This window comes from Chitinophaga sp. (assembly GCF_039596155.1).
GTDB lineage: Bacteria > Bacteroidota > Bacteroidia > Chitinophagales > Chitinophagaceae > Chitinophaga.
In genome coordinates, this window is the sequence record NZ_JBCNKF010000032.1 from 30,464 (window position 1) to 47,620 (window position 17,157).

The following is a 17,157-nucleotide window of genomic DNA, read 5'->3' on the forward strand; positions in this document are numbered from 1 at the left end:
ATGCGTGCACTGATACTATTCTTATTCTTAACAGCAGCATTACATGCAGCTGGGCAACAGAACGTGCAATTCAGCCAGTACATCTTCAATGGACTGAGTATAAATCCAGCCTACGCAGGGTATAAAGGCACCTGGTACCTCAATACTATTGCCAGACAACAATGGACGGGGTTACCCGGGGCCCCGCGTACATTTGGCGTTTCATTCGACGGGCCACTGCGGGATGATAAAGACAAAGCAGACATGGGCCTTGGCGTACAGGTAATGGCTGATATGCTGGGCCCTCAGCAGGCGTATTCAATCTATGCTTCTTATGCTTATAGTATTCCGCTGAATACAAATCGTACAAAACATTTGAGTTTCGGATTAGGAGTAGGTGCATCACAGTATCACCTGGATGGCAACAACCTGCAATACTTCGATACTGAGGATGCTGTTTTCCCGGGCGGTGGTGTGAACACAATTACACCAGATGCCCGCTTTGGCATTTATTACCATTCGCCTGGGGTTTTCGTCAGCGTATCAGCCCTGAATTTATTCAGTAAGTATCTTACCTCTGACTACAAATGGAATGGATACGATTATAAGAATATCCGGAAAACCATGCACCTGTATTTATCTGCCGGATGTATGGTATCGCTTTCTGACCAGGTAAAACTGAAGCCCTCCATTATGATGAAAGATGATCTGAAAGGGCCAACAGATATAGACCTGAATGCCATGCTGCTGATAGAACGTGTTTTCTGGATAGGAGGGTCGTACCGCACAGCCTTACCCGTATGGCGCAAAGCACTGCCATCTGGTCTTGACTCCAAAAATGCAGCCAGTGCAATAGTGGAATATTACTTAAATGATACTTACAGGATCGGCTATGCATATGATATCAACATTAATGAACTCGCTAATGCACAGAGCGGTTCTCACGAAATTTCAATAGGCATTTTATTCCATTCTAAGAAGTATAGCGTATCAAGTCCAAGGTATTTTTAAAATCAGTTAAGATGTTGCGTAAACTTATTCTATTACTTTTCCCATTGTTTATTTCGGACTTTCTTTACGGACAGGAAGATAAAAGCCTGACTGAATTGGGGGATGAAGCATTTGCAAGACAAGAGTATGCCGAAGCGGCTAAGCTGTACGGAGAGCTGGGGGAGAAACGGAAAGCGCCTTTTACTGTTCTTGAAAAAACAGCCAGGTGTTATATTGAAATGGGACGATTTGATGAAGCGGCCAGGTGGTATTACAAAATGCTGCTAAGGCCGGGTTGTCCTGCTACCGTGAATGTATTATATGGTGAGGTGCAAATGAACGTGGAACAATATGACACTGCCAGGAAGTACATTTCACTTTATACGACTACCAATGCAGACAGCAGCCAATGGAAGAACCGGTTGCTGGCAGGTTGTGATAGTGCATTGGCGTGGAAGAAGGAACGGCAGACGATGGCGCTGGAGAATATCAAGGAGTTGAGTTCACCCGGAGCAGACTGGATCAGTGGAGTCGTCAGGGATGGCTTGTTGTTAGTGTCCAATGGTTATCGCAGGATGGCGCTGACTACCGGCTCAGAAAGGAACCCGGCTATTGATCCTCGCGTGGACCAACCTTATTTTAAGCCGTACGTCTTTAAACAATATCAAAAAGGGAGTAATGCAAATACCTATTTAGAAGAAGTGCTGCCAAAGTTATTGGGTAAGCTGCCGTACCATGTGGGACCTGTTTGTTTTAATAGCCGGGAGGATACCGCTTACATCACCCTAAACGCGGATGTATTTAATAAAACGAAGAAAGGCCCTGTGAATGGAACGCGAGGCATGTCACTTTACTGGTCTTTTAAAAAGGGAGATTCCTGGTCACCATTGGTGCCGATCACTTCATTGAATATGGCGGGTAGTTATACGGGGAATGTTGTGCTAAGCGGGAGATTCCTCTACCTTGTTTCTGACAGACCGGGTAGTATAGGTAAAACCGATCTCTGGTATAGCATGCGCCAATCGGATGGTTCATGGGGGACGCCTGTGAACTGCGGGAATGTGATCAATACACCTTTTGAAGAGACCTTTCCTACTGTCAATGAACCGGGCGTGCTCTATTTTTCAAGTAAAGGACATATCGGGATAGGTGGATTCGATATTTTCCGTGCAGTGGGTAGTGGAGACCAATGGAGTGTTCCTGTGAATTTGAAGGTGCCGGTGAATTCGGGAGGAGATGATTTGGGATTTATTATGAAGGATAACTTTTATGAAGGGTATTTTGCTTCTAACAGGAATGGCGGTAGCGGGGGAGATGATGTGTATCATTTCATGGAGACGCATTTTACTGAAAAGGTGGAGAATAAACCGCCTGTCACTGTTACGCCTCCTGTCACTGCTACGCCTCCTGTTACGCCACCTACTGTTCCTGCAATAGATAAAAGCGGACTTACCGCCGAAGATAGTGCCGTTGTGGATAAGTTAGAGCACTTGTGCTTTTATTATGATTATAATAGCGCCGTGCTGTTGACGGCATCTAAAGAAATGCTGGACAGAGTCGCCACGGTACTGAAAGGTTATCCACATTGGAAGCTGATGGTACGGTCATATACAGATAGCCGTGGTTCTGATAGTTATAATGTCGACTTGTCGGCTTTACGGTGCTATGCAGTAATTGATTACCTCATTAAACAGGGTGTTTCGCCCAGGAATCTTTATTATGAAAATCTGGGGGAAAAGGGATTGGTGAATCCCTGTGCAGATGGGGTACCCTGCAATGAAGATGAGCATAGAAAGAACAGGCGGTCTATGTTGAAGGTATTTTATTGATGGTTAAAAAACTATTGAAAATTAAACCGGGTTATTGGATGTAGTATTTACCTGAATATGGTTGTTTACTAAAAAAATGTTGGAAACATTATTTGTAACATCCGGATAGTCACAATAAAAAATCCCTTCAAAGGAAATTGAGCCTTTGAAGGGATCTGGTAAATTATAGCTATTTAAAAGAAGATATCCACATAATCCACCACATGATTCCCCTCACAATTATCCATTTCCTGCAGTCTCCAATACTTTCTCGCTCCTTTTGCTAAAAAATGATAGGTGCCCTCTTTCCTGCATACCTCCCCGTTATTCACGCCTGAATACCTGGTCTCTATCCTGCCATTAAATGTCATCTCACTAAACGTCACTACCGTCAACGTCCCATCGATCGTCACAAAATCACCCCCTTTCCCTGTCTGCTTCCCGCTCACTTTATATGTTCCATCACTATTCTTCTTTATCTGCACTTTACCGGGCTGATCCCAGCTGATCCACTGCAGCGTGAAGTTATGAGTCCCTTCTCTCAATTGGCGCTTATCCTGCGCAAAGCCGGATTGTACCAGCCCGGCTAAAATGACAATGAATGCAAATACTTTTTTCATATCGCTAATCTAACCAATATTTTCCTTTCTTCTCAGCCCCCTGTATTGCTCGGGGCTCACCTCCATACTCTTCTTAAACAACCTCGAAAAATGGAAGGGATCGTCATACCCGATAGCGGCGGCTACCTGCTTAATCTTCATATCTGTTGTGTACAACAGTAAACAGGCTTTCTGCAATTTCAGATGAATGAAATAATTAAGGGGAGACATGCCCGTTGCTTTTTTGAACAGGCTGGAAAAATGAGAAGGGGATAAGTCTATTTTTTTTGCCAGGTCTTCTACTGTCAGGGTAACAGCTAACTGTGTCTGCATATACCTGATGATATCATTGATCCGGTCATGTATGGCACCTGGTTCACCGGATGCTTTGTCAGGATATAAAAACGTGGCAATAAAATGATACAGGTATAAGCTCGCCTTACTCAGGTTGTCTTTCCCGAACCCCATCTTCAGGCTTTGGAACATGGCATTCCACAGCTCTATTCCCTTTTCATTGGTATGAATATGCCGGGGACCATCAAATGGACCGATATTGAAATTCCGGTTAAAGGTGTGCATGTCTTTTCCGCTGAAATGTACCCAGTAAATAGTCCATGGATTGACGTCGTCAGATCCGTAACGCAGGTGGGAGCTCGTAGCCGGAATGATCACGAATTCATTGACACCCACCTCAAAACGCCTGTTCCCGATTATATACCAGCCTTTTCCGCCGGTGCAATAGATCAGTATATTATCTGTACATCCGTTCTTTCTGTCCCGGTAATGGAAAGCCGCTTTAGGGAAATACCCTATATGCGTAATATATAGTTGACCCAGTACCTGGTTTGCTTTGATGGCATTCTTCCAGACCGCATCCGGAAGGCTGATCAGCTGCTGTCCTGCAAAGCCATCTCTCCTTTTTACAGTTTTCATAACGCCCCCATAGATTTGTATACAAATTACTAAATCGTAGTATAATTCATGAAAATAAATGAATCCTCCATTTATTACAGTTTGCTGAATAGATACATTTGTTCCACAATTCCAGTTATGAAATAATTCTCAATTTTTCCAAAAAGTTGGTTTATGCCAAAATTCCCGTTTGTATCTCTTTCAGGGATACTGTTCACTATTTTCATGTTCGTCAGCATCAGCGTTTCTGCACAACAACCTACAAAGATCACTGTTACTGGTACAGTTACCGATTCTTCCGGCCAGAAACTGGAAGGGGTGAGTGTCGTGGCGGAAAACAAAAAGAACGTTGCCACCATTACAAATTCCACCGGTAAATTTATCCTGGATGCAGAACCAGGTACTTTGTTGCGATTCTCTTACATAGGGTACGAACAACAGTACATTACTGTATCTGCCAATTCCAGGGTAATCAATCCTGTACTAAAACATGCTTCTGCCAATGTGGAAGAAGTGGTGGTGGTTGCCTATGGCAGGAAGCAACGCAAAGAAGCAGTAGTAGGTTCTGTGACCACTGTAGATCCCGGTGCCTTAAAAATTCCATCCAGCAACCTTACCAATGCCCTTGCAGGGCAGATTGCAGGTATGATCTCCTTTCAGCGTGGAGGACAACCCGGTCTGGATAATTCATCTTTCTTTATCAGGGGGGTCACTACCTTCGGATATAGTGCCAGTCCGCTGATACTGGTGGACAACGTAGAACTCAGTGCCAATGATCTGGCCCGCTTACAGGTAGATGATATCGCGAGCTTCTCTATCCTGAAAGATGCCAGTGCTGCTGCATTGTATGGCGCAAGAGGCGCTAACGGTGTTATTCTCGTGACTACCAAAGAAGGTAAGGCAGGTAAAGCCAATATGAACGTGCGCTATGAACGTTCTGTATCCCGGCCTACACAGACCGTGAAACTGGCAGATCCCGTAACCTACATGAAATTATACAACGAAGCCCTGACCACCAGGAATCCGCTGGCGACACCGCTGTATACGCCTAACCAGATCATCAATACACAGGCTACCATGAACAAAACACCGGGGTATAATCCTTATGTGTACCCGGCGGTAGACTGGATGAAGACTTTGTTCAAAGATCAGGCAACTACCCAGCGCGCCAACTTCAGCGTACAGGGAGGAAACGATGTGACCAAATATTACATCGCCGGCTCTTATGACAGGGATAATGGTATACTACAGGTAAACCCTGTGAATAACTTCAACTCTGCCATGAAGTTTGAGAACTACCAGTTACGCTCCAACGTGAATGTGAAACTTACCAAAACGACAGAAGCAGTTGTCAGACTTTGGGGTAATTTCAATGAATATACGGGTCCTATTACCGGCGATCAGTCAGGATTAGCCAGTGATCTGTATGACAGGGCACTGCATACAAGCCCGGTTTCCTTCCCGGCTTATTTTCCCGCGGACAGTGCGAACCTGCTCACCCACCACATCCTGTTCGGTAACTCACTGAGCTCTTCCGGTTCTTTGCAGTCCAACCCTTATGCCGACCTGATGTATGGATATAAGAGCTTTTCTGAATCAAGACTGTCAGCCCAGTTTGAGCTGAACCAGAACTTCGATTTCATTACAAAGGGATTGGCATTTCATGGATTATTCAGTACCAACAGGTACGCCTATTTTGATCTGACCCGGTCTTATAAGCCATTCTATTATGATGTGAATAACTATGACCAGGCGAGCAATACCTACAGCCTGACCTGGTTAAACAATCAACCAGGTGCTGCACAGGAGTTCCTGAGTTATTATCCTGGTACAAAGGATGTAAATACCTTCCTTTATTTACAGGGATCACTGGATTATGCGCGCAGCTTTGGAAAACATAGTCTGAGTGGTGCATTGATTGGTACGCGGCAGCAAAAACTGAATGCAGATGCCAACGATCCTAACACGCATCAGCCCTCCCTGCAGTATTCATTGCCTTATCGTAACCTCGGCCTGGCAGGTAGAGCTACCTATTCATTCGCCAGTAAATATTACATGGAGTTCAACTTTGGGTATAACGGATCAGAACGTTTCTCCACCCAGTATCGCTGGGGTTTCTTTCCTACTATCGGTGCAGGATGGGTAGTGTCTAACGAAAAGTTCTGGAAAGGCCCGGTATCCACGATTCTTACCAGGCTGAAAATAAGGGGAAGCTATGGATTGGTTGGTAATGACAACATTGATAATACACGCTTCTATTACCTCTCCAATGTGACGCCTGACGATCCGAACGGCCCTTCTGCCTCATTCGGCACGAACAATGGCGTGACCCTGCATGGTACGACTATACAGAACTATCCCAATCCCGGGGTGACCTGGGAGACTGCCCGGAAATCGAACCTGGCAGCTGAACTGACCTTCTTTGACAAACTGAATATCACGGCAGAGGTCTATCATGAGTTCAGGTATAACATTTTGCAACAGCGGGGTTACATCCCTGTGACCACAGGATTGGAAGCTGCTGTGAAATCGAACGTGGGCGAAGCCTATGCAAAAGGGATAGACCTGAATATTAACTATAAGCAAACATTTAATAAAACGCTTTGGGCATCTGTACTGGCCAACCTGACAGTAACGTCTAACCGGTATGCACGTTTTGAAGAACCACAGTACCAGTATTCCTATCGTTTCCAGAATGGCAGACCTATTAACCAGCCATTCGGATATATCGCAGAGCGGTTATTTGTCGATGACAAGGAAGCCGCTAATTCACCCACGCAGTTATTCGGTTCTTCGCCGTTGCCTGCCGGAGGTGATATCAAATACAGAGATGTGAATAAAGATGGGGTGATCAACCAGGATGACCAGGTACCTATCGGTCTGCCCACAACACCGCAGGTGATCTATGGCTTCGGATTTTCACTGGGCTATAAAAACTTTGATCTCAATGCTTTCTTCCAGGGGCTTGCCAGGGAATCGTTCTTTATCAATGCCACTTCACAGGATGACAGGTATTATGCAAAATATGGCACCGCACCATTTGTCAACAATGCACAGATCCTGCAGGCATATGCAGAGAATCACTGGTCAGAAGAGAACCAGAACCTCTACGCATTATGGCCCAGACTCGCTACTACAGACATCCTGAACAATCAGCAGCAAAGCACCTGGTGGCTGAGAGATGGCAGCTTTATGCGCCTGAAGTCAGTAGAGGTTGGGTATAGCCTGCCAAAGTCGCTTACCAGGAGAATGTACATCAGAAGCATGCGCATTTATTTCAGCGGCTTGAACCTGCTCACGTTCAGTCACTTTAAATTGTGGGATCCCGAACAGGCAGGTCAGGGCTTTAGTTATCCGATACAGAAGGTTTTCAACTGTGGTATTAACGTAAACCTTTAAATGATCTCAGATGCAAACGATACTCAGAATACTAATAGTTATCATTCTCTTTTCATCCTGTAAAAAATACCTGGATGTAGTACCTGACGATGTAGCTACATTGGAAAGTGCTTTTGCCAATGCAAATGAAACGCAGGCTTACCTGTTTGGGTGTTATTCAACTTTGCAGAACCTCGCAGATGTACGCCGTAACCCGGGGTTTACTACCTCCGGTGAGGTGATCTTCCCTTACCCGTTGCAGGACCAGACAACATTGGGCGGAGCAGGTGGAGATGCGGGTTTCAGCATTATCCGTGGTGTACAGAACAGTGCTAACCCACTGTTAAACTATTGGGATGGTTATAACCAGGGATTGAACATGTGGCAGGCCATCAGGAAGTGTAATATCTTCCTGGAGAATGTGCATATCCCCCCTGATTTACCGGATTATCAGCGTAAACGCTGGACAGCGGAAGCGAAATTCCTGAAAGCCTATTTCCATTACTGGCTGATCAGGATGTATGGCCCGATTCCTATTGTGGACGTCAACCTGCCGGTGAATGCATCTATCGACCAGGTGAGGATTAAGCAACAACCGCTGGATTCCTGTTTTAACTATGTGGTAAAACTACTGGACGAAGCGATTGCAGATCTGCCGCCGGTGATCCAGAATCTTGCAGCAGAACAGGGCCGGATCAGTATTGCGGTGGCAAAGGCTGTAAAGGCAGAAGTACTGGTTACAGCAGCAAGTCCTTTATTCAATGGTAACCCGGATTATGCATCCTGGAAAAATAAGGATGGGGTGTCATTATTCCCCGCCACCTATGATGCCGGTAAATGGCAACGTGCGCTGGATGCCTGTAAGGATGCGATTGATAATGCAGGGAATGCGGCACTGTACCAGTTGAGATTAAGCGGCGGTATTGTACATATGTCAGATACGACCCGTCGCCTGCTTACCATACAAGGCGCATTTGTGGATAGCTGGAATCCTGAACAGATCTGGACATTGAATCCTCAGTTTGGCTGGCAGTACATGGCATCTCCAAGGGTAACGGCGGAAGCGGCAGCCAACGTGTTTGCCGTGTATTCCAATTTCTCAGTGCCTGTCGGACAATCTGAGATCTTCTACTCTAATCACGGGGTGCCCATTAATGAAGACAGAACCTTCGACTACAATAACCGCTATAAGTTACAGACAGGAGATGATGCACATGCTTATTACATTAAGAAAGGCTATACCTGTGCAAAGGGTAACTTTTACAGGGAGCCCCGTTATTATGCTGATGTCGCTTTTGATGGAAGTGTGTGGTTTGGCTCCGGTAACCTGGACGACAATAACCCGAACTATATCAATGCTGTAAATGGTCCGGCAGCGCCACCAGATCAGTTGCGTTACAACGCAACCGGTTACTGGGCAAAGAAACTTGTACCGTACCAGACGACTTTCGGACAGACAAGCGTACAGCAGGGTTACTCCTGGCCTTTTATACAGTTGACCGGCCTCTGGTTGTTGTATGCTGAATGTCTGAATGAAGTGAACGGACCTGGTGCAGAAGTGTATCAATGGATCGACAAGGTAAGGGCAAAAGCGGGCCTTGATGGGGTGGTGGCCTCCTGGTCTCAATATTCCATCAACCCGCAAAAATACGGTTCTAAAGATGGTTTACGTGCTATTATACACCAGGAGCGGAGAATTGAAACCGCTTTTGAAGGACAGGCAGGCTGGGACCTCAGAAGATGGAAGGAACTGCAGAATGTACTGAGCACACCGGTGCAGGGCTGGAATGTATTTAACAGAACGACAGATGGCTATTACCAGTTAAGACTTGTACAGCAGACATCCTTTAGTATCAGGAACTACCTGTACCCGATACAGGATTATGATTTGCTGACCAACCCTAATCTTGTACAAACCCTTTACTGGTAAAAATTACACGTATGAAACATTTGAAATACTTCCTTTTGTTATTGGTGATCGCCTCCTGTAAAAAGCTGGATGGTTACAATGAGGTCGTATCTACCGATATGACAAAACCGGGTGTAGTCACTAATGTAAATGTGGTGAACTTCAACGGAGGGGCGTACATCACCTATACACTCCCGAATTCTTCCAATATCCTGTATGTACAGGCAGATTACAAAATTAATGATAAGACCAGCAGGCAGACAAAATCATCCTATTACTCTGATAGTATTACGGTAAGCGGTTTTGCAGAAAGCCAGGAGTACGAGGTGGTGCTGCATACGGTAAGTCGTGCACAGGTGGTGTCAGACCCTGTGACGGTAAAGGTGCATCCGGATACCCCACCGTATCTGTTAGCAAGGCCTACCGTCGCCATGCAGCAGGATTTTGGCGGTGTGGCTATTTCTGTGCTGAACAAAGCAAAGGCTAACCTGGGAATTATCACGATCGCCCCGGATCAGACCAAAAAATACCAGATCATTTCACAAAACTATACCAATGATGATACGATCTCATTTAGTCTGCATGGATATGATACCATTCCCCAGCAATTTGGTGTATATGTGACGGACCAATGGGGGAATATTTCAGATACTTTATTCTCTACCATCACTCCCGTATATGAAGCGCAGATGGATAAATCACTTTTCCGCAATTATTCATTGGGTACCGATGCAAGAACGGGTTTTGGATGGGTGATAGAAAACCTCTGGAATAATAATACGGGTTCACCGGGTTATCATACAGAGCAACCTATACAACCTTTGGTATGGCCTGCAGTGATCACATTTGATATGGGGAAGGCCGCACGTCTGAGCAGGTATACTATCTGGGACAGGGGCATTGATGGTAGTGGTAACTGGCTCTGGCAGGCAGGTGCGCCACATACCTGGGTGCTGTGGGGGCGTGAAGATACGCCTGTAGATGAAACGATGCCCGATGCCGATCACCTGCCTCCTGTGGGTGGCATGAGTCCGAAGGGATGGATCAACCTGGGTTTCTTTACCGCGCCTAAGAAGCCTTCAGGATTACCTAATCCACAGTACACGAATGCAGACCTGGCTTTTTGGAATACGGGATTCAGTTATAATTTCTCACTGAGTCTGCCGAAAGTAAGATATCTCCGTTTTGAGTGTATCTCCAACATGGCGCAAACGAACACATTTTTTAACATCACTGAGCTGACATTCTGGGGCGATCCCAGATAATCTATAAAATAGCATACAATGAGATATCTGCTTGTATGCGTGCTATTGCTGGTAGCATGCAATAAAAAACCGACAGACTACCGTGAATTTCTGAATGGGACTGAACTGGTATACCCGGGTAAGGTGGCCAATGCGATGGCGCTGCCAGGCGATGGTCGTCTGCAGTTAATATGGCAACCAAGTCCGGATCAGAGCATTGTGAAATACACTATTTTCTGGAATAACGGGGCTGATTCTTTGACGATTCAATCAACTACACATAATACTTCGGATACTGTTCGGTGTACAATACCCGGGTTGTCTGAATATGTGTATACATTTATCGTCTACTCCTATGATGATAAGGGAAACCGGTCTGTAGCAACAGAGATTAATAATGCGAGAGTATATGGTAGTGTGTACAAAGCATCCCTGCACAACAGGTTGCCGGATGTGGAACCTTATACGATCAATGATGATAACACGGTCATACTTCGTTTCACAACACCTGATACCGTGAATATTAACACGGCGGTGAAATATACGAACCAGGGCGGTACAGAGACAACGGTGGCATTGTCGCCAGTAGCCGATTCAGTGAAACTGACCGATTATAAATTTGGTACGCCTGTTCTCTATCAATCTTCTTATATTCCTGTAACCGGCGCCCTGGATACATTTTATACGGCACGGTATGATACCTTTCCGGCTATCCTGCGACTGGTACAATGTGATAAGAGCCTGTTCCAGGAACATAACCTCTGGGGAGACATGGGCATATACCAGTCAGATACCCGTGTGAGTAAATTATGGGATGGTTCAGTAGGTCCACAGGATTATCCGAATATCTATCATAGTGATGGGAACGGGTCGCTGCCAAGGGTATTGAGCTTTGATATGGGTAAGGTATACAATCACCTGGCTGCAGTAGAAGAAACCGGCAGGGGATGTTGTAATAACCCCGATCACTTTGAGGTATGGGGGATTGCAGATCTGACCAATGCGGTGCCTGAAGTAAATTCAAATGATGCGGGCTGGAAGACAGCGATGCAAAGTAAAGGCTGGACACTGCTGAAAGAGGTGACCAGGACCGATAATGGAAATGCAGCTTTCAAGACAAACCTGATTGACAATCCTCCGCCGGTAAGGTATATCCGAATCAGGGTATTGCATGATGCGAATGGTGAGAATAGTTATGTAAACATGTCAGAAATCACCTTCTGGAATAAAGAATAAGTATTGATGAAGTATATTTTAACAGCCATCATCGGGATCATTCCCGTTTTTATTTGCGGACAGACTTTACGATATGATCAACCGGCAAAGATGTGGGAAGAAACATTGCCGCTGGGTAACGGACGATTGGGCATGATGCCTGACGGTGGTGTGCAGACAGAGAAGATTGTGCTGAATGATATTACGCTGTGGTCAGGTGCACCGCAGGATGCGAATAATTATGAAGCGTATAAACAGTTGCCTGCTATCAGGCAACTGCTGCAGGAGGGCAGAAATGACGAAGCGCAGGCCCTGATGGATAAAGATTTTATCTGCACCGGCAAGGGTTCCGGTAGTGTACCTTTTGGTTGTTACCAGACAATGGGTGAATTGCAGATCCGGTTTGATCAGGGCGGAGCACCTGTGAAGTATGAAAGGAAGCTCTCCCTGCAACAGGGATTGGCGACCTGTACGTATACAATGGATGGGGTGACTTATCACAGGGAATATTTTACAAGTTTTGATGATGATATCAGCATGGTCCGGTTGACAGCAGATCAGCCGGGGAAGTTGTCATTCCGGGTAACGATGAGTCGTCCGGAAAGAGGGGCGACGCATATAGCGGGAGATGCATTGGTATTGTCCGGGCAACTGGATAACGGTATTGATGGAAAGGGAATGGCGTATGAGGCGTCTGTAAAAGCATTGCTGAAAGGCGGGACATTGACGACTGAAGAGGGTGCACTGGTGGTGAAGCATGCTACGGAAGTCGTTTTGTACATCTCTGCCGGCACATCTTATAAAGATGCCGGATTCAGGGAAAGAATTGCCGGTATAATGAAGAAGGCGATGGCGACACCTTATGCGACCGAAAGGCAGCGCCATATCAGTAAATACGGGCGTTTGTTTAACCGGGTACAACTATACCTGGGTAAGGGCCTGGAGGAAACAACTGATAAACGGCTGGCTGCATTTTACAACAATCCTGCGGCGGACAATGAGCTGGCGGTATTGTTTTACCAGTTTGGCCGTTATTTATCTATCTGTAGTACAAGACCGGGTTTATTACCACCTAATTTGCAGGGGTTATGGGCCAACCAGGTGCAGACGCCCTGGAATGGTGATTATCACCTGGACGTAAATGTACAGATGAATCACTGGCCGGTGGAAGTATCGAATTTATCAGAATTGAACCTGCCATTAGCAGAGTTGGTGAAAGGCCTGATCACACCGGGCGCCCGTACGGCAAAAGCTTACTACAATGCACCGGGATGGGTAGCGCATGTGATCACGAATATATGGGGGTTTACAGAGCCCGGGGAGAGTGCCTCCTGGGGGGCCACGAAATCAGGATCCGGCTGGTTGTGTAATAACCTGTGGGAGCATTATGCATTTACAAATGATAAGCAGTACCTGAAAGACATTTATCCGGTGATCAAAGGAGCAGCGGTGTTCTACAATAGCCTCCTGATAAAGGATGCGCAAACAGGCTGGTTGGTAATGTCACCCTCTTCTTCTCCTGAGAATTCATTCTTTCTGCCCAATGGGCATCATGCAAGTATTTGTATAGGTGCAACGATCGATAACCAGATCGTGCGTGATTTATTTAACAATGTCATTACTGCTGCAACCATATTGGGTAAAGATGCTTCCCTGAAGAAGGAGCTGGCTGAGAAGATCAAACAACTGCCTCCTGCAGGTGTGATTTCAAAAGACGGCAGGATCATGGAATGGCTGACCGATTATAAAGAGACGGACCCGCAACACAGGCATATCTCACACTTGTGGGGGTTATATCCTGCTTCATTGATCACAGCGGAGCACACACCTGATCTGGCAGCCGCTGCGAAGAAAACACTGGAAGTGCGGGGGGATGATGGTCCAAGCTGGACGATCGCCTACAAGCTCCTGTTCTGGGCGAGATTGCAGGATGGTAATCGTTCGTTCAAACTACTGAAGGAGATCCTGAAGCCAACGTTCAGAACCGATATAAATTATGGTGCCGGTGGCGGTGTGTATCCCAACATGTTGTCCGCAGGACCGCCGTTCCAGATAGATGGCAACTTCGGCGCTACTGCAGGTATTGCAGAGATGTTGTTACAGAGTCATGCAGGATATATCAATTTGCTGCCAGCAATTCCGGATCACTGGAAAGCGGAAGGCGCTGTAAAGGGATTGAAGGCGAGGGGCAATTTCACCGTGGATTTTGCCTGGAAGAACGGGCGTGTGACGAGTTATAAAATAACATCGCCTGTGGTGCAAAAGGTAAAGGTTAAAGTTAACGGAGAGATCAGAGAGATCGTCGCCGGCAAAATATAACGAATGATACAACAGACATATACAAAAGACGTACGTTATCCGCTTGGGCATGGCGCTGGTAGTGATGCTATACATCGTGACCCGGTTTATTCCTATGCGGTGACTGTTTTAAAGGATGATAGCGGGCTGACAGGTATGGGGCTGGCATTTACGCTGGGGGAAGGGAATGACCTGGTTTGTAAGGCGGCTGACTTTTACGCTGCCCAATTGAAGGGAAAGGATATAGAAGAGATAATGGCCGGTTTTGGGGAGTTTTTTAACCGTGTATCGAATGAACAGCAGTTTCGCTGGTTGGGCCCTCATAAAGGCGTGGTGCACCTGGGGCTGGCTTCGGTTACCAATGCCTGTTATGATCTGTGGGCAAAGAAAAGGGGGGTGCCTTTGTGGAAACTGTTGATTGATCTTTCACCGGAGGAAGTGGTCAATACCCTGGACCTGTCCTACCTGGAAGATGAATTGACAAGGGCGCAAGCGATAGACCTGGTGCGGGTTAACAGGGATGTGACACGTGAAACTATCACGGGTAGAGGATATCCGGGATATGACACTTCTATAGGCTGGTTTAACTACCCGGATGAGCAGATCAGGGAAAATGTGAAGAAGGCTATAGCAGAAGGGTTTACCGCGATGAAACTGAAAGTAGGATCTGCTGATCCTGATCGGGACATCAGGAGGGCGAATCTGGTACGGGAAGTGACTGGCGATGCAGTAAAGATCATGCTGGATGCCAATCAGCAATGGACATTGCCACAGGCATTACATATATGCGGAAGGTTACAACAAATGCGCCCTTACTGGATAGAAGAGCCGACACATCCTGACGATGTGATCGCGCATCAACAACTGGCTAAAGCCATTGCTCCCATGAAAATAGCATTGGGCGAGCATGTACCTAACCGGATCATTTTTAAAAATTACCTGCAGTTGAAATGTGCTGATTTTATACAGGTAGATGCTGTAAGGGTAGGGGGTGTGAGTGAGTTTATCACGGTGAGTTTGCTGGCCCGGAAGTATGGTGTGCCGGTAGTGCCGCATGTAGGGGATATGGGGCAGCTGCACCAGCACCTGGTACTCTTCAATCATATTTCACTGGGGCATGAGGCCCTTTTCCTTGAGCATATTCCGCATTTGCAGGAGCATTTTGTACACCCGGTACAGATCAGGGATGGTGTATATCTCACCCCACAGGAGCCGGGCAGTAGCTGTGACCTTAAACAGATCCTATGATACAGACGACGGATATAATCATCGTGATCCTGTACATCATGGCGATAGTGGCCATTGGTTTATGGGCAGGTCTTAAAAAGGACAAGGGATCAAAAGATTATTTCCTGGCAGGTAAATCATTGCGCTGGCCGATGATCGGGTTGGCATTGTTTGCAACCAACATATCCTGTTTGCACCTGGTAAGCCTGGCGCAAAGCGGGTATGATGATGGATTGCTGAGTGGAAATTTTGAATGGATGGCGGCATTTACACTGATCCTGCTGGCATTGTTTTTCGCACCTTTTTATATTCGCAGCGGCATCAGTACGTTGCCCGATTTCCTGGAAAAGCGTTATAACCGGGCCTGCCGGGATTGGCTGACATTGATCTCTATCGTATCTGCGATAACGATACATATCGCATTTTCATTACTGACAGGAGGAATTGTATTGGAAACATTGTTTGGAATAGACATGTACACCAGTGTGACGGTGATCGCCTGTATTACAGCCGTGTATACGATCATCGGCGGATTAAGAGCAGTTGTGGTGACAGAGAGTATACAGACAGTAGTACTGGTAGCTGGCGCGGTAATTATCACAGTGGCATGTTTTCATAAAATGGGTGGATGGTATGCGATGACGGATGTGCTGCAGGAGCAGGGAGCGCTGTATAAATTATCAATGCTGCGTAATGATGGGAGTCTGCCCTGGTACGCGGTATTTCTCGGCTATCCTGTAATTGGCATCTGGTATTGGTGTGCCGATCAGACGATCGTACAACGCATATTGGGTGCGAAGGATGAGAACAATGCCCGGCTAGGGCCTTTGTTTTGCGGGTTTATCAAAATACTGCCCGTGTTTATATTTATACTACCGGGGTTGTTTGCAGCTACACTCGCCCAGAAAGGTTTATTGCAGGCACCAAAAGATAGTAAAGGTATCTATACAGTGATGATCACACAGCTGGTGCCTTCGGGGCTGGCGGGTATCATCGTAGCGGCATTATTATCGGGCTTGATGAGCCAGGTGTCAGGAGCATTGAATTCGATCTCAACATTGGTGAGTTTTGATCTGTACAAGCGGTTGAAGCCGACAGCGAGTGATAAACAGCTGGTCATGATGGGTCGTATATCGGCAGCAGTTGCTTTGTTGTTATCGATCCTGTTATTGCCGTTGCTGAATAGTTACAATAGCATTTTCAATGGAGTGAATGATATTATTTCACATATTGCGCCGCCTATTACCTGTGTATTCCTGTTAGGGATCTTCTGGTCGCGGGCATCTGCAAAAGCAGCACAGCTGACATTACTGATCGGCTCACTGTTGGGGGCACTGGTGTATACGGTGAATAAGTTATACCCGGCTACTACATTCGCACATATTCCGTTTATGATGATGGCATTTTACCTGTTCGTCATCTGTTTAATTATACAGGTATCATTTTCTTTAGTTTATCCTATGCAGCATACGGGTGTGAGTGCCACACTGTACTGGAGATCACCGATGGAACCATTGAAGAACAAAGGCAGTTATAAAATCTTGTCGGCGCTTTTACTACTCGTAATGACCATACTATATTTAATTTTTAAATAAGAG

Annotated in this window: 11 protein-coding genes; 9 read left to right on the forward strand and 2 right to left on the reverse strand. The window is 46.2% G+C overall.

The annotated features are described in order from the left end of the window. Both ABDW33_RS25280 and ABDW33_RS25285 read left to right on the forward strand, forming a co-directional pair. On the forward strand, positions 1 to 990 hold the full coding sequence (locus ABDW33_RS25280) for a type IX secretion system membrane protein PorP/SprF (protein ID WP_343692888.1): 990 nt from the start codon (positions 1 to 3) through the stop codon (positions 988 to 990). Between the two features lie 11 nt (positions 991 to 1,001). Further along, positions 1,002 to 2,798 (forward strand): OmpA family protein, encoded by a 1,797-nt coding sequence (locus ABDW33_RS25285; protein WP_343692889.1) that lies wholly within the window; start codon positions 1,002 to 1,004, stop codon positions 2,796 to 2,798. A 173-nt stretch (positions 2,799 to 2,971) separates the two neighbouring features. Here ABDW33_RS25285 and ABDW33_RS25290 read toward each other — a convergent pair whose 3' ends face one another. Both ABDW33_RS25290 and ABDW33_RS25295 read right to left on the reverse strand, forming a co-directional pair. After that, positions 2,972 to 3,397 (reverse strand): hypothetical protein, encoded by a 426-nt coding sequence (locus tag ABDW33_RS25290; protein ID WP_343692890.1) that lies wholly within the window; start codon positions 3,395 to 3,397, stop codon positions 2,972 to 2,974. A gap of 9 nt (positions 3,398 to 3,406) precedes the next feature. Then, positions 3,407 to 4,309 (reverse strand): AraC family transcriptional regulator, encoded by a 903-nt coding sequence (locus ABDW33_RS25295; protein ID WP_343692891.1) that lies wholly within the window; start codon positions 4,307 to 4,309, stop codon positions 3,407 to 3,409. Positions 4,310 to 4,462: 153 nt separating this feature from the next. On the opposite strand from ABDW33_RS25295, the gene ABDW33_RS25300 reads away from it, so the two are divergent. Genes ABDW33_RS25300 through ABDW33_RS25330 form a run of 7 tightly spaced genes read left to right on the forward strand, consistent with a single transcriptional unit; the run spans position 4,463 to position 17,154 of the window. After that, on the forward strand, positions 4,463 to 7,687 hold the full coding sequence (locus ABDW33_RS25300) for a TonB-dependent receptor (protein ID WP_343692892.1): 3,225 nt from the start codon (positions 4,463 to 4,465) through the stop codon (positions 7,685 to 7,687). A 10-nt stretch (positions 7,688 to 7,697) separates the two neighbouring features. Then, positions 7,698 to 9,596, forward strand: coding sequence for a RagB/SusD family nutrient uptake outer membrane protein (locus ABDW33_RS25305; RefSeq protein WP_343692893.1), 1,899 nt, complete (start codon positions 7,698 to 7,700; stop codon positions 9,594 to 9,596). An 11-nt stretch (positions 9,597 to 9,607) separates the two neighbouring features. Further along, positions 9,608 to 10,840: a DUF4959 domain-containing protein gene (locus ABDW33_RS25310; RefSeq protein ID WP_343692894.1), complete on the forward strand. Its 1,233-nt coding sequence runs from the start codon at positions 9,608 to 9,610 to the stop codon at positions 10,838 to 10,840. An 18-nt stretch (positions 10,841 to 10,858) separates the two neighbouring features. After that, entirely contained in the window at positions 10,859 to 12,055 is a 1,197-nt protein-coding gene (locus ABDW33_RS25315; RefSeq protein ID WP_343692895.1) for a DUF4998 domain-containing protein, read from the forward strand. Between the two features lie 6 nt (positions 12,056 to 12,061). Next, positions 12,062 to 14,353, forward strand: a complete 2,292-nt coding sequence (locus tag ABDW33_RS25320; protein ID WP_343692896.1) for a glycoside hydrolase family 95 protein — start codon at positions 12,062 to 12,064, stop codon at positions 14,351 to 14,353. Positions 14,354 to 14,356: 3 nt separating this feature from the next. Next, positions 14,357 to 15,580: an enolase C-terminal domain-like protein gene (locus ABDW33_RS25325; protein WP_343692897.1), complete on the forward strand. Its 1,224-nt coding sequence runs from the start codon at positions 14,357 to 14,359 to the stop codon at positions 15,578 to 15,580. Then, the gene (locus tag ABDW33_RS25330) at positions 15,577 to 17,154 is read left to right on the forward strand and encodes a sodium:solute symporter (protein ID WP_343692898.1); all 1,578 of its coding nucleotides are present in this window, start codon (positions 15,577 to 15,579) and stop codon (positions 17,152 to 17,154) included. Before ABDW33_RS25325 ends, ABDW33_RS25330 begins: the two co-directional genes overlap by 4 nt. The last annotated feature ends 3 nt before the right edge of the window (positions 17,155 to 17,157 follow it).

Excerpts from the sequence above, each read along its gene's own strand:
- ABDW33_RS25280 (WP_343692888.1), top strand. The coding sequence starts at position 1 with ATGCGTGCACTGATACTATTCTTATTCTTAACAGCAGCATTACATGCA.
- ABDW33_RS25285 (WP_343692889.1), top strand. The coding sequence starts at position 1,002 with ATGTTGCGTAAACTTATTCTATTACTTTTCCCATTGTTTATTTCGGAC.
- ABDW33_RS25290 (WP_343692890.1), bottom strand. The coding sequence starts at position 3,397 with ATGAAAAAAGTATTTGCATTCATTGTCATTTTAGCCGGGCTGGTACAA.
- ABDW33_RS25295 (WP_343692891.1), bottom strand. The coding sequence starts at position 4,309 with ATGAAAACTGTAAAAAGGAGAGATGGCTTTGCAGGACAGCAGCTGATC.
- ABDW33_RS25300 (WP_343692892.1), top strand. The coding sequence starts at position 4,463 with ATGCCAAAATTCCCGTTTGTATCTCTTTCAGGGATACTGTTCACTATT.
- ABDW33_RS25305 (WP_343692893.1), top strand. The coding sequence starts at position 7,698 with ATGCAAACGATACTCAGAATACTAATAGTTATCATTCTCTTTTCATCC.
- ABDW33_RS25310 (WP_343692894.1), top strand. The coding sequence starts at position 9,608 with ATGAAACATTTGAAATACTTCCTTTTGTTATTGGTGATCGCCTCCTGT.
- ABDW33_RS25315 (WP_343692895.1), top strand. The coding sequence starts at position 10,859 with ATGAGATATCTGCTTGTATGCGTGCTATTGCTGGTAGCATGCAATAAA.
- ABDW33_RS25320 (WP_343692896.1), top strand. The coding sequence starts at position 12,062 with ATGAAGTATATTTTAACAGCCATCATCGGGATCATTCCCGTTTTTATT.
- ABDW33_RS25325 (WP_343692897.1), top strand. The coding sequence starts at position 14,357 with ATGATACAACAGACATATACAAAAGACGTACGTTATCCGCTTGGGCAT.
- ABDW33_RS25330 (WP_343692898.1), top strand. The coding sequence starts at position 15,577 with ATGATACAGACGACGGATATAATCATCGTGATCCTGTACATCATGGCG.